Genomic DNA, 12,552 nt, shown 5'->3' on the forward strand with positions numbered 1-12,552 from the left:
AGCCAATCTGGCGGTCACTGGTATAGCCGCTGCCGATAAGGTTTATGACGGCACCACTGCGGCAACCTTGAACGGCACCGCGCAGGTCAATGCGTTCGGCAACGACGCCGTGGTGCTAAGCGGTACCGGCACCGCCGCCTTTGTCGACAAAAATGCCGGCACGGGCAAGGCCGTCACGGCCAGTGGCTACACTCTAAGCGGAAGCGATGCGGGCAACTACGACCTCGTCCAACCGGTCGGCCTCAGCGCTTCGATTAGCAGAGCGACTCTGGCGGTCACTGGGGTTGCCGCTGCCGACAAGGTCTATGACGGCACTACTGCAGCGACTCTAAACGGCACCGCGCAGGTCAATGCGTTCGGTAACGACGCCGTGTCGCTAAGCAATACCGGCATCGCCGCCTTCGCGGACAAGAATGCCGGTACGGGCAAGACCGTAACGGCCAGTGGCTATACCCTGACCGGAAGCGACGCCGGCAACTACAACCTCGTCCAACCGATCGGCCTCAGCGCTTCGATCAGCAGAGCGAGTCTGGCAGTCACAGGCGTCACTGCGAGGGATAAGACCTACGACGGCACCACGCTTGCGGCCTTGACGGGCAACGCTTTGGTCACAGGATTTGGCAACGACGTGCTGCGTGTGGATGGTTCCGGCGTGGGTGCGTTCATCGACAAACAGGCGGGCACGGGTAAGTCCGTGCTGGTCAGTGGATACACCCTTGCAGGTGCCGACGCCGGTAACTACACGCTGATCCAACCCGCCGGGCTGACCGCCACCATTGCCAGAGCCGACTTGGCCTTGGCCGGGCTCAGCGCCAACGGCAAAGTCTACGACGGCACCACCGCCGCCACGTTGAGCGGGACGGCCAGCGTCTCGGCCCTGGCGGGCGATTCCGTTACCCTGAGCGGAAATGCCAGCGGCAACTTTGCCGACAAGCAGGTTGGGGTGGGGAAAGCGGTTACGGTTTCGGGCTACTCGTTAAGCGGTGCCGATGCCGTCAACTACAACTTGGTGCAGCCGACCGCGCTTACTGCCGACATCCGCAAAGCCGCACTGGACCTCTCAGGCCTCGCCGCCGCCAACAAAATCTACGATGGCACGACAGCTGCGACCTTGATCGGCGCCGCGTCGATCAACCCATTGGGTAACGACAGCGTTTTCCTCAGCGGCCCAGGGACCGCTGCGTTCGCCGACAAGAACGTTGGTGCGGGCAAGGCCGTCAGGGTCGACGGCTTCGGCCTCACCGGCGCTGACGCAGAGAACTACATGCTTGTGTTACCCATGGGCCTTTCGGCGGACGTCACCCCGGCCAGTCTCATGGTGTCGGGCATCAGCGCCAGCTCCAAGCTCTTCGACGGGGGCAGGGCGGCAGCGGTCGACGCCAGTGGCGCACGCCTGAATGGGCTCGTTGCGGGAGACGACGTGAAGCTGGCCTCGGCAGGTACCTTCGCCGACGCCTCCGTGGGCACCGGTAAAACGGTCACGCTGAGCAACGAACTGCTAGGCGCCGACAGCCGTAACTACCTGCTGGCCGGCCAGACCACGGCATTGGCTGACATTCTAGCGCTGCCCATCGTATCGCCTTTGCCGATCGAACCGGTGCTGACGGTACAGGACGCGGTTGCCCAGGTGCAGTCGTTCATCCTCGCCCCGCAGGCGAAAGTGCAGCCCAGGGCGCTTAGTTTCTCTTCGACCCTCGACGTACGCAACGTTCAGCAGGTCGGCGACGAGCCACGTAGCGGGGAGGGCGACCGCGACGACGTCCTCCTTGAGGCTACGCCCGCGTTCGCAGCCCCTGCGCCTCTACTGACCATCCAGAACGGTGGTGTGCAATTGCCGCCATTCGCCGCCAGTGAAAAGCGATAATCCAATGAAAAAAATGACCGTATCGCCATTCCTACACAGTCCCATGGCCGCTGCACTGGCGCTGGCCTGTTTCGCCCATCCGGCCGTCGCGCAGACGTTGCCGGATGCGGGTGTGATCTTGCAGCAGGTCGAACCCAGCCTGCCATCCCCGTCGCCCTCGGCGGCGCCGGCGGTAGAGGTGCAGTCGGGTGGTCAGGCGCCGCTGCCCGAGTCGCCGCCGTTTCTGGTGAACAAGCTGCTCATCACCGGTAACACCCTCTTTTCTGTCGATGAGCTGCACGGCTTGGTCGCACAGGAGGAGGGCAGGCCGATGACGCTGTCGCAGATCGACGCGTTGGCCGGCCGCATCACAGCTTTCTACCAGCAGCAGGGATATCCCCTGGCTCGGGCCATCATTCCCGCCCAGACGGTCAGCGAAGGCGCCGTGAAAATCCTGGTGGTCGAAGCGCGCTATGGCCAAGTGCAACTGAACAACCGAAGCGACGTGCGCGACGGCTTGCTCGATTCCACTTTGGCTCCGCTGCGCAGTGGGGCGGTCATCGATGACGCGTCCCTCAATCGCAGCCTTTTGCTGTTGTCTGACATTCCAGGTGTCGGCGTGGCGGCAACACTCAAGCCGGGCGCTGCCGTAGGGACGTCCGACTTGGACGTCGCTACAGTCGACAACCCGGTGCCGCTGGCCACCGTCGCCGTGGACAATTTCGGCAACCGCTACATCGGCCGCGAACGTCTGTCGGCCAACCTGACGCTGCTCAATCCGCTGCACCTTGGCGATGTCTTCACGACTACCCTGGTGACGTCCGGCAGCGGCATGAACTTCGGGCGCCTGTCTTATGAGGCACTGCTCAACGGCGCGGGCACTCGGGCTGGCGCTGCCTACTCGCACTTGAACTACAGGCTCGGCGACAGTTTCAGCGACCTGGACGCCAACGGCACTGCTGAATTGGCCAGTGTCTGGCTCAGCCAACCGTTGCTGCGCAGTCGAAACGCCAACCTCTATGCCCAGGCGCAATTCGACAACAAGCGCCTGCGCGACGACATCGATGCCACCGACCTCAGTAACGATCGCGACCTGAACAACTGGGTGCTCAGCCTCAACGGCGATGTCCGCGACGACTTTCTGGGCGGCGCGATCAGCGCCTGGAGCATCGGCCTGACCAGCGGCCGGGTGAACGTCAAGAGCGGACCGGTCACGAGCCAAGCCGAAGGAGGCTTTTCCAAGCTCAACGCCAACTTCTCCCGCCTGCAGGGCCTGACGCCGGCCGATGCGATCTACCTGAGCCTGGCCGCTCAGTGGAGCGACGTGAACCTGGATTCCGCCGAGAAAGTCACCGTCGGTGGGCCCTACAGTGTCCGTGCCTATGACGTTGGCGTGCTGTCGGGCGATATTGGCTATGCGGGCACGCTCGAATTGCGTCACGACCTTGGGACGGGATGGGCAGGGCGCTGGCAGGCGATTGGCTTCTTCGACAGCGCCTACGTGAAGATCAACCGTCGTCCTATTGGCGTGACGGACAACAGCGCGACGTTGTCCGGTGCTGGTGTCGGCCTGAACTGGAGCGGACCGCAGCAATGGCGCGCGTCGGCCTCATTGGCGACTCCGGTGGGCGACGAGCCTTCGGTGGCGGGTAGCCAGTCTACGGTGCGGGCTTGGGCGACGTTGAGCAAGGCGTTTTGAGTGGGATTTGGGGGTATCAGGGGTTCAGTTGCAGTATCAGAGACGGTGTGATGTGAATATACGGTTGCGACTCGCTCGAATCCGGATGCTCGAGATCGAACCGCCACGCCAGGTCTGGTGTGGCGGTACTGCAAGCCATAGCCTGTGCTTCGGGGAAATCGTGACTGCTCATCGCCGGTTCGAAAATCTCGGTACGCTACCCAGGCGCGTGGGCGCGTGAAGTCGCTCGCTCAACCATTCGGTCTGCTTGATCGATACAGCAACGCCATCAACGGACACTTTGTCGCCCTGAATCCTGAAAATAGCCAAGAGTCATCGAGCTCCGGAGTTTGCCGGTGATCATGGCTTTGGATTTGTCTGCGATCGTCATTCACTGATCAGCATTCGCTTGTGGCTGCCTTGGACGTTAAAGAGTCAGGGTTCGTCGAGCAGCTTCAATCCATCCAGTGCATTCAGTGCGCTAAGCCTGGGATTGATCATGTTGCCAACTGAGGTCAGGCGATCTTTGGCTTTATCGAAGCTCAATTCAATGCAGGCATCAGGTTGTGGAGTCTGGGGCTGAATAACCGAAGGGAAAGAGCAAGATAATGCTTAATTTAACATAATGCACATTATGCGCATCCGGCGATTGTGCTTCAATGTGGGTATGGGTAGACCGTGAAAGCCCAGAGATCAACTGGCACCCGTGTCATCTCTGTAAAAACACCCATACAGATCCTAGATCTGTTCAAACTGAAGAATCGCTCATTCCTACACGTGCCATGGTCATCAAGCGCTTCGGCTACCTCAAGACTGTTTGTCTAATCCCAAACGACTCACTGCTTCCAAATTCCCAACGTCACCCGATACAACCCGCCATTCGTTCAAGCACAAACACGTCCACCCAGGTGCGCAGACTCAAACACGATTCTAGTGCTGCACGCGTTGGCGATTGGGCTAAAGCAGTTAGGTCACCGGCGCAACATGCAAAACAAGTCAGTTATCAGGACAGGCGAAGTTCAAGAGTCCAGGCTCATCGAGCGATCCTTATGCCGATCAGGCCTCGGGCTAGGCCGCTCAACCCAAGTCAAGCGCCTTGTTAGCGTGAGCTATCCAGTCCTCATATCGCATGTCGGATGCCTACTGCATGTAGAAGGCATACAACCGATAGACCTACTCGAACAAACCCAACGCATCATCCGCCCATTGATGTCCAGACTCGGACCAGGACGTGCCCGAAGATTCAGGAAATCCACTACGGCAATACCCGCGCTTTGCCTCAAAATCGAACACTGCATGGGGGTAATCGTTGATCAATAGCACGGCTTTCTCATGGTCTTTCGACCAACCCACGCGCAGGTTTGAAGGCTTGTCGCGGTCTGAAATCTGCTGTACGTCGTAGATGTGTAAGGCATCCTGTATGGGGTTGTCGCCGTTGGCGATGTCGAGTGCATAGAAATAACCGGTTTCCCCGTCGTCTTCGAATACCACTACATTCGGGCCTTCGTGCGATGGAGCTTCTATTACCAAACCGGTGCCGGGCCGCAGTTCGATGTCGGCAGCTAGGTAAATTGGCATGTACAGCCTTCTTTTTCAGTAGTTTGAGGGCATTTCGGCTATCCATGAACGGTTGATTGAAGCTGTTCGCGGCTAGACCGGATCTCTAGCCATCGCTGGTTTCACTCCCCTGCGCATAGGGGCCATCCATGGATAACTCAACTAAATATTCATTTAGTCGAATTAACTTATTGTTGCTCCACAGTACATCTGAGTTTCACCTATCACCCTAACCTTTTATCCAAACACCTACCATTGCAGGCCTAAGCAATGCCGCTTCACATTGGCCCAGTCCGAACAACTCACGTAAAGTCACCCCCCCATCCTCAAGCCTTCAGCATGCGACTGCCCCCATGTCCCTCAATTTCGATCTGAACGACCTCCTGGCCTTCCGCGCCGTCGTCGAACACGGCAGTTTCCGCAAGGCCGCCGAGGCGATCTCCATCACCCAACCGGCGCTGAGCCGGCGTATCGAAAAGCTGGAAACCGCCCTCAACGTTAAGCTCCTGGTGCGCACCACCCGCCGAGTCGATCTGACCAGCGTCGGCCGCGCCTTCCTGCCACGTGCCGAGCGCATTCTCGATGAGGTCGATACTGCCCTCATGACCCTAGGCGACAGCAGCTTCATGATGACCGGCAAGGTCACCATCGCCTGCGTGCCCTCCACCGCCTACTACTTCATGCCCACGGTGATCAGCGCTTTCCACCGCACCTACCCCAACATCAACGTGCGCGTCTTCGATGCCAGTGCCAACGACGTCAACACGGCCGTGGCCTTCGGCGAAGCGGATTTCGGTTTGAGTTTCACCGGCAACCTGGCACCGGAGCTGGAGTTCGAACGCCTGCTGCGCGAGCGCTACGTGTTGGCCTGCCGCAAGGACCACGCCTTGGCGGACTACGGCAGCGTCACCTGGGAAGAGATGTTCACCCACGACTACATCGGTCTGGACAACACCTCCGGCAACCGCCTGCTGCTCGATCAGGCGCTCTCAACCCTGCGCCCTGCCCGCCCTTGCGTGTGCATGACGCGGCACGTCACCACCATGCTGGGCTTGGTCGAAGCGGGTCTTGGCGTGGCAGCGGTGCCCTCCATCGCCATGCCCATCGGCGATCATCCGATGCTGGTGAGCGTGCCGCTGGTGGAGCCGGAGGTATATCGCGATGTGGGCGTGATCAAGCGCCGGGGTCGAACCCTGACCCCGGCGGCGTTGGAGCTGGAAACGCGGATCCGTGCGATGCAACCTGTCTCAGCGGGGGACTGAGTCCAGGCCAGTGGCTTGCACGGTCGGCTGTACGGCAGGCGACGCCAGGTAATCGAGCAGTGCCTTGGCCTCTTTGGGGTGGTCGGCATTGACCGGGATACCGGCCGCGAAGCGGGTCACCGATTGCAGGTCTTCAGGGATCTTGCTGACGAACTCGGCACCTTCCACCGGCAGCAATTCCGCAACCTGCTGGAAACCGAGCTGATAATCGCCCTTCGCGACCACCGAACCCACCGGCGTACGCTCGATCATCTTGCTCTTGGGCTTGAGTTGCGCCTCGATGCCCAATTTCTTGAACAGCTCCTTCTCGATGTACACGCCGCTGGCGCTGTCCGAATAGGCGACCGATTTAGCACCGAGCAACACTTGCTTGAGCTCGGCATCGGTAGCGATCGACGGCTTGGGCGTCCCGGCCTTGACCGACATGCCGATACGCGAGTCAGCCAGTTCCACCCGCGAAGCAGGATCGACCTTGCCTTGCTTGATCAGCTCGTCCAGCGCATAGCCAACCATGATCACCACATCGGCGTGCTCGCCACGGGCCAGCCGGTTGGGGATCGCCTCGGCGGCCTGGCCCATGGAAGGCCCGGAAATGGTGGTCAGGGTGTCACCCGACAGCTTGGTGTATTCCGGCCCCAGGCGCTGGTAGGCGGCAGAGAACCCCCCGGAAGTCATGACGTTCAGCGATTCGGCCTGGGCCGTACCGGCGAGCGCCGCGCAGGCCAGAAACAGTGTGGCCAGTGAGGTTTTGTGCAGTGCGTGCATAACGGTTTTCCTGATGATCAAACGGCGAGACGGGGTTGCGCGGCCAGACGACGGTACAGCACCAACGTGGCGCACAAGGCGCAGGCGGCGGCGAAGGTCACCCAATAGGCAGGCGCTGCCTTGTCGCCGGTCAGGTGGATCAGCCAGGTCGACATGGCCGGAGTGAAGCCGCCGAACAGTGCCGTGGCCAGGCTGTAGGCCAGAGAGAAGCCAGCCACCTTCACTTCCGGCGGCATGATTTCGGTGAGTGCCGGAATCATCGCGCCGTTGTACATCGCATACAGGAACGAGAACCACAGCAGCACTTCGAGCATGTGCGCGAAGCTTGCGGCTTGGGCCAGGTACGACAGCGCCGGGTAGGCGGTGAGCACGGTCATCACGGTCATGGCCACCAACATCGGTTTGCGGCCGACGCGGTCGCTGAGCATGCCGCCGATGGGCAACCAGAAGAAGTTCGAGACGCCGACCAGCAACGTCACCAGCAAGGCATCGGTGGTGCTGAGGTTGAGTACGGTCTTGCCGAAGGTCGGCGCGTACACGGTGATCAGGTAGAAGGCGCTGGTGGTCATCGCTACCATGAGCATGCCGGCCAGCACGATGCTCCAGTTGCTGGCCAAGGTCGCCATCACCTGCTTCATGGTCGGGCGGTGGGTGCGCTTGGCGAAGGCTTCGGTTTCCTGCAAGTTGCGACGCAGCAGGAAGATGAACGGGATGATCATGCAGCCCACGGCGAACGGGATGCGCCAGCCGCCGTCGGTGATCTGGGCGGGCGTCATCCACTGGTTCAAGCCATAGCCCAATGCGGCGGCGACGATGATCGCCACTTGCTGGCTGCCGGACTGCCAGCTGGTATAGAAGCCTTTGCGCCCGGGTGTGGCCATTTCCGCCAGGTACACCGATACACCGCCCAGTTCCGCACCGGCCGAGAAGCCTTGCAGCAACCGCCCGATCAGCACCAGTGCCGGTGCCCACAGGCCGATGCTGGCGTAACCGGGCACCAGAACGATCAGCAGCGTACCGCTGGCCATGATCGACAAGGTGACGATCAGGCCTTTGCGCCGGCCGACGTCGTCGATATAGGAACCCAGCACCACGGCACCCAGCGGACGCATGAGGAACCCTGCGCCGAACACCGCGAAGGTCATCATCAGCGAGGCGAACTCGCTGGAGGCCGGGAAGAACGCGGTGGCGATCTGCGTGGCATAGAAGCCGAACAGGAAGAAGTCGAATTGTTCGAGGAAGTTGCCTGAGGTAACGCGGAATACGGCTGCGGCTCGGGATCGGGCAGAACCCGCAGCGGAAGGTGAAGCGTGCATGGTCATTCTCCAGCGATATTTTTGAAATGCTTGTTACGCTTGATGCGGAAGTATGAATGACACATCTTGAAACGATTAGTGCTAGTTTTTCATCGATTGATGCAAACCTATTATCAATGGGTGTTGGATTCAGGGAGGATTCTGTACTCAAGGGCTGCCCACTACATCACACCCCTACCCCCGCACTCCCTATGATTTTCTGTCCGGACGGCCTCCATCATTCGTTAGGCGAATACAGCTAGTGCGCCGATTCGATTTCAATTCGCACCACGCATATTCGAACATGCCTCATTGTCACCCTGGCTGTCGGAGGCCTGAAGATGTTCGGCAAACTGTCCCTTATCGCAATCGTCCCACTGGTGCTGGCCTTATGTGCAGGCGCACTGGTACCTCTACAGGCTTCGAGCAACGCTGCGCTGGGACGTGAACTGGGGCACCCGCTATGGGCCTCGTTGGTGTCCCTGCTGGTAAGTACGGCCGCTTTGCTGATCGCCCTGCTGGTGTTGCGCGTGTCCCCGCCTACCCTGGCAAACGCTGTGCAGGGCCCGTGGTGGCTCTGGATCGGCGGCCTGGGCGGTGCTTTCTACTTGGCAATGGCTACGGTTCTGCCGCCCAGGTTCGGTGTGCTGAATTTCATGCTGTTGGTCATGGTGGGTCAGGCTGTGGCGACCATGCTGATCGACCATTTCGGTCTGCTGGGCTTGCCTGCCAGGCCCGCCACTCTGCTGCGGGTGACCGGTATGCTGATCATCCTTTGCGGCTTGGTCATGGTTCAAATCGGCGCGAGCAGGCCTGCAGCCCCAACCTTAGTGACCATCTCTGCCCCCGAGACGCTGCCGCCCAAGTGAGGCAGGCGTCAATCCGCCCGGCTGCAGTCGGCAATCGCCTGACGCATCCAGCGATTGGCCGGGTCGCTCTCGCGACGGCTGTGCCAGGCCTGCTGGTACGACAAGACCGGCAACGCCAGCGGTGGATCGAAGGTACGCAGCGTGGGATACCTGGCCAATTCGCCCACCGACCAGCTGGCCACCGTGAGGATCAGATCCGTCCCCGCGATCAGCTCAATGGCCGCGCTCCAGTGCGGCAACGCCACCGCCACCCTCCGGCGCACACCCATGCGTGCCAACACCCGCTCGATTTCCTCATTGGCATCCGGCCGCAGCGCAAGCATCACGTGGGGGCGTTCCAGCCATTGTGCGAGGGTCATGCCACCGGGGTCGGGCAATGTCCCCACGTCCGCCAGACTAACGAAATGCTCGGCGAACAGGGTCTGTATCTGAATATGTTGCGCAGGCTCCGGGAAAATACCGAGTGCCACATCGAGTTCACCGTCAGCCAGTTGCGCCATCATCGATTCGCGGCTGGCCTGGCTCACCGCTAGGTCCACACCGGGCGCGTGGTGGCGTACGTGACGCACCAGTTTGGGCAACACGCGGTGCGAAGCATAGTCCGACAAGCCCAGACGAAAACGTGTTACCGAACACGTCGGCTCGAAAGCCGATGGTCCAACCAGGTCATTAAGGTGACGCAGAGCCGTTTCCAGCGGATCGAGCAAGCTTTGCGCCCTGGCGGTAAGCACGAGTTGGCCATCGCGGCGAATCAGCAACGGGTCGTCGAAATGCCGGCGCAATTGCGCAAGCGCATGGCTCACGGCAGGCTGGCTCTTGTGCAGGCGCACCGACGCACGGGTGACGTGACGCTCCAACAGGAGTGCGTGCAAGGTCAAGAGTAGATTGAGGTCGATTCTGCGCAGGGCTTCGAGCATGGGTCAGACCGGCATGGCGATGGGCAACGACCAGTTAAGCACGGGTACCCTGCTGCAGCGTGTGGTCGGTGACGAATATCCATCGGATGCATCGAGGCAGGAAAGGCAAGAATGGGACGTGAAGCGCTGTAGGGACCGTAGAAAAGTACATGAAACATCAGGCCTCTGCCAAGGCAGGGAATATGCCGAACGCGCGCATATTCGCAGAGGCCAGGGGCATCAGGCCAGAACGGTCGTTTCGCCACCGCTCGATACGTCTTCCCCACCGCGCTTGTGCGCCGCATGGGCTTGACCGCTTGGCGGCGTTTCCCGGCTACCCGACAAACGCCAATGCACCTCGGTGATGCCATAGCGCTCGGCCATCGGCCGGCTGACTTTGCGGATCTTTTCCCGACCGAACTTGGGAATGATCCCGATCCCGGCGTCACAGCTTGCCCAGTGCCATGCCTCTGCATTGTCCATGCGCTCCAAACGGATGATGAAGCTGCGCTCTTGGTCGTGCAGTCGGTAGTCGATGATGTAAAGCTGTGGAGCTGGCATCGAAGGGCCCTCCTAATTCTCCATGGATGACGTGTGGTTGATCGACGGCGTTCGGGAAAATTCAAAAGAAATCGACGCGCCTATACCAAAGGCCTGATGGCGATGTGCCGGTTGTCAGGCCATGGTCTTGAACGCGGGAGTGGTCAATTGCCTAATTGCAGCACGACCTTGCAGCAACCTTCGCGTTTTTCGTCGTACATCTCGTAGCCGCGCACGGCATCCTTGAGCGGCAACCGGTTGGTGATCAGCCGCTCGGGATGCAGCTTGCCCGCTAGAAGATGCTCGCACAGTTCCGGCAGGTGCTTGTGCACGTGCGTCTTGCCCATGTGGAACGACAGCCCTTTGTCGAATGCCGCACCCAGTTGCAGGCTGTGCATCAAGCCCGAATACATACCCGCCACGCTGACGATGCCGCCGCGGCGTACGGTCTCGATGCACTGACGCAGCGCCTTGCCGCTGCTGCCCTCGAAGCCGAAGATGTTCAGCACCGACTCCAGCGTGGTGCCGCTGGCTTCGAAGCCCACCGCGTCGATGACCGCATCGACGCCGCGCTCGCCCTGGGTCTGTTTGAGGATGGTCCGCGCCGCATCCTTGTCGTGATAGAAGTTGACCGGAATCACGCCATAGGTGTCGGCAGCGAACTTGAGCCGGTAACTGTATTCGTCGACCAGAAAGATCTGCCCGGCGCCCAGCATGCGTGCACATTCGGCAGCCAGCAGGCCGACCGGGCCGGCGCCGAAGATCGCCAGCGAAGAGCCCTCCCCGACCTTGGCATTGAGCACGGCCTGCCAAGCAGTCGGCAGGGTATCGGAGAGCAGCAGTGCCGCCTCGTCGGAGATGCCGTCGGGCACCTTGAAGGCATTGACGTTGCCCTTGGGCACCCGCACGTATTCGGCCTGGCCGCCCGCCACGCCACCATATAGATGTCCGTAACCGAACAGCGCAGCGCCACTGTGGGTAGGATGCTCGCCGGAAATGACCGTAGGCGTGGGATTGGTGGTTTCGCAAGCCGCATACAGCTGTTGCTTGCAGAAGTAGCACTCGCCGCAGGCGATGATGAACGGCACCACCACCCGGTCGCCTTCGGCCACGGCCGTCACCGCGCTGCCTACCTTGACCACGGTGCCCATGAACTCATGGCCGAGGATGTCGCCCTTCCGAACGCTGGGAATCTTGTCGTGGTACAGGTGCAGGTCTGAGCCGCAGATACCCGAGAGCGTTACCCGCACCAGCACGTCGTCGTCCTGCTGAAGGACGGGGTCGGGCACCGACAGCAACTGCAACTCACCTGCGCCTTGGTAGGTCAATGCGAGCATCGTGGTTCTCCTTCAGACGAAAAAGAAACGACCCCATGGGAAACAGATCCACGTGGGGTCTTCCATCCAGCCTAGCAAAGGCTCGGACGTTGCGTAGGCGGCTATTGCGCACCACTGCCCCGATGGCTGTTCTGACCGCCCTTGCGGCCGGCTTGGGAAGCGCGCTGCGGGTCGTTGGCGAAATTGCCGCCCGACACCTTGCCGCCTTTCTGGCCTGCGCGGGCGGCGCGGTCCGGGTCGTTGGCGAAGTTGCCGGCGTTGGTCTCTTTAGTTCCGCCACGTTGGCTGGGCTGTTGGGTATCGCGCGCCATGATGTTCTCCCTACTGGCTATGAGGTCGAAGGCAGCGGCCGGCTGCGGACGCTGTACAGCGTGTGAGCGCGACAAGGACAGGATGATTGCATGACGTCCAAGGCCAGCTGACAAACGGTGCGAAGCCACTTGCGTGAGTGGTTCGAAACGGGCAGCTGCGCGACCTTTGCCAGATCTTGAGTCCCAGGCTGGATTGTGG

Annotated in this window: 11 protein-coding genes; 4 read left to right on the forward strand and 7 right to left on the reverse strand. The window is 60.9% G+C overall.

Features of this window, described 5'->3' with window-relative positions; all coding sequences use genetic code 11:
* On the forward strand, nt 1–1,864 hold a 1,864-nt coding region (locus B4M43_RS14280; RefSeq protein ID WP_296268085.1), incomplete at its 5' end, for a YDG domain-containing protein.
* Nucleotides 1,865–1,877: 13 nt separating this feature from the next.
* Nucleotides 1,878–3,542, forward strand: coding sequence for a ShlB/FhaC/HecB family hemolysin secretion/activation protein (locus B4M43_RS14285; protein ID WP_296268086.1), 1,665 nt, complete (start codon nt 1,878–1,880; stop codon nt 3,540–3,542).
* A gap of 1,152 nt (nt 3,543–4,694) precedes the next feature.
* On the opposite strand, the gene B4M43_RS14290 is transcribed toward B4M43_RS14285, so the two are convergent.
* Nucleotides 4,695–5,099: a DUF2251 domain-containing protein gene (locus B4M43_RS14290; protein WP_296268087.1), complete on the reverse strand. Its 405-nt coding sequence runs from the start codon at nt 5,097–5,099 to the stop codon at nt 4,695–4,697.
* Nucleotides 5,100–5,431: 332 nt separating this feature from the next.
* On the opposite strand from B4M43_RS14290, the gene B4M43_RS14295 reads away from it, so the two are divergent.
* Nucleotides 5,432–6,340 (forward strand): LysR family transcriptional regulator, encoded by a 909-nt coding sequence (locus tag B4M43_RS14295; RefSeq protein WP_296268088.1) that lies wholly within the window; start codon nt 5,432–5,434, stop codon nt 6,338–6,340.
* On the opposite strand, the gene B4M43_RS14300 is transcribed toward B4M43_RS14295, so the two are convergent.
* Both B4M43_RS14300 and B4M43_RS14305 read right to left on the reverse strand, forming a co-directional pair.
* Nucleotides 6,326–7,105, reverse strand: coding sequence for a substrate-binding domain-containing protein (locus B4M43_RS14300; RefSeq protein WP_296268089.1), 780 nt, complete (start codon nt 7,103–7,105; stop codon nt 6,326–6,328). The two genes, B4M43_RS14295 and B4M43_RS14300, sit on opposite strands and share 15 nt — an antisense overlap.
* A 17-nt stretch (nt 7,106–7,122) precedes the next feature.
* The gene (locus tag B4M43_RS14305; RefSeq protein WP_296268090.1) at nt 7,123–8,421 is read right to left on the reverse strand and encodes an MFS transporter; all 1,299 of its coding nucleotides are present in this window, start codon (nt 8,419–8,421) and stop codon (nt 7,123–7,125) included.
* 320 nt (nt 8,422–8,741) lie between these two features.
* Here B4M43_RS14305 and B4M43_RS14310 point away from each other — a divergent pair, with 320 nt between their 5' ends.
* Entirely contained in the window at nt 8,742–9,269 is a 528-nt protein-coding gene (locus B4M43_RS14310) for a DMT family transporter (protein ID WP_296268091.1), read from the forward strand.
* Nucleotides 9,270–9,277: 8 nt separating this feature from the next.
* Here B4M43_RS14310 and B4M43_RS14315 read toward each other — a convergent pair whose 3' ends face one another.
* The 4 genes from B4M43_RS14315 to B4M43_RS14330 form a co-directional block, all read right to left on the reverse strand.
* Entirely contained in the window at nt 9,278–10,186 is a 909-nt protein-coding gene (locus B4M43_RS14315; protein ID WP_296268092.1) for a LysR family transcriptional regulator, read from the reverse strand.
* Nucleotides 10,187–10,405: 219 nt separating this feature from the next.
* Complete coding sequence (locus tag B4M43_RS14320; RefSeq protein ID WP_296268093.1) at nt 10,406–10,726, reverse strand: DUF6555 family protein; 321 nt, start codon at nt 10,724–10,726, stop codon at nt 10,406–10,408.
* Between the two features lie 143 nt (nt 10,727–10,869).
* The gene (locus B4M43_RS14325) at nt 10,870–12,042 is read right to left on the reverse strand and encodes a zinc-dependent alcohol dehydrogenase (protein WP_296268094.1); all 1,173 of its coding nucleotides are present in this window, start codon (nt 12,040–12,042) and stop codon (nt 10,870–10,872) included.
* 101 nt (nt 12,043–12,143) lie between these two features.
* On the reverse strand, nt 12,144–12,353 hold the full coding sequence (locus tag B4M43_RS14330) for a general stress protein (RefSeq protein ID WP_296268095.1): 210 nt from the start codon (nt 12,351–12,353) through the stop codon (nt 12,144–12,146).
* Nucleotides 12,354–12,552 lie beyond the last annotated feature (199 nt).

The sequence above is a fragment of the Pseudomonas sp. UBA6562 genome (genome assembly GCF_002434265.1).
In the GTDB taxonomy this organism is placed as follows: Bacteria; Pseudomonadota; Gammaproteobacteria; order Pseudomonadales; family Pseudomonadaceae; genus Aquipseudomonas.

Excerpts from the sequence above, each read along its gene's own strand:
- B4M43_RS14285 (WP_296268086.1), top strand. The coding sequence starts at position 1,878 with ATGACCGTATCGCCATTCCTACACAGTCCCATGGCCGCTGCACTGGCG.
- B4M43_RS14290 (WP_296268087.1), bottom strand. The coding sequence starts at position 5,099 with ATGCCAATTTACCTAGCTGCCGACATCGAACTGCGGCCCGGCACCGGT.
- B4M43_RS14295 (WP_296268088.1), top strand. The coding sequence starts at position 5,432 with ATGTCCCTCAATTTCGATCTGAACGACCTCCTGGCCTTCCGCGCCGTC.
- B4M43_RS14300 (WP_296268089.1), bottom strand. The coding sequence starts at position 7,105 with ATGCACGCACTGCACAAAACCTCACTGGCCACACTGTTTCTGGCCTGC.
- B4M43_RS14305 (WP_296268090.1), bottom strand. The coding sequence starts at position 8,421 with ATGCACGCTTCACCTTCCGCTGCGGGTTCTGCCCGATCCCGAGCCGCA.
- B4M43_RS14310 (WP_296268091.1), top strand. The coding sequence starts at position 8,742 with ATGTTCGGCAAACTGTCCCTTATCGCAATCGTCCCACTGGTGCTGGCC.
- B4M43_RS14315 (WP_296268092.1), bottom strand. The coding sequence starts at position 10,186 with ATGCTCGAAGCCCTGCGCAGAATCGACCTCAATCTACTCTTGACCTTG.
- B4M43_RS14320 (WP_296268093.1), bottom strand. The coding sequence starts at position 10,726 with ATGCCAGCTCCACAGCTTTACATCATCGACTACCGACTGCACGACCAA.
- B4M43_RS14325 (WP_296268094.1), bottom strand. The coding sequence starts at position 12,042 with ATGCTCGCATTGACCTACCAAGGCGCAGGTGAGTTGCAGTTGCTGTCG.
- B4M43_RS14330 (WP_296268095.1), bottom strand. The coding sequence starts at position 12,353 with ATGGCGCGCGATACCCAACAGCCCAGCCAACGTGGCGGAACTAAAGAG.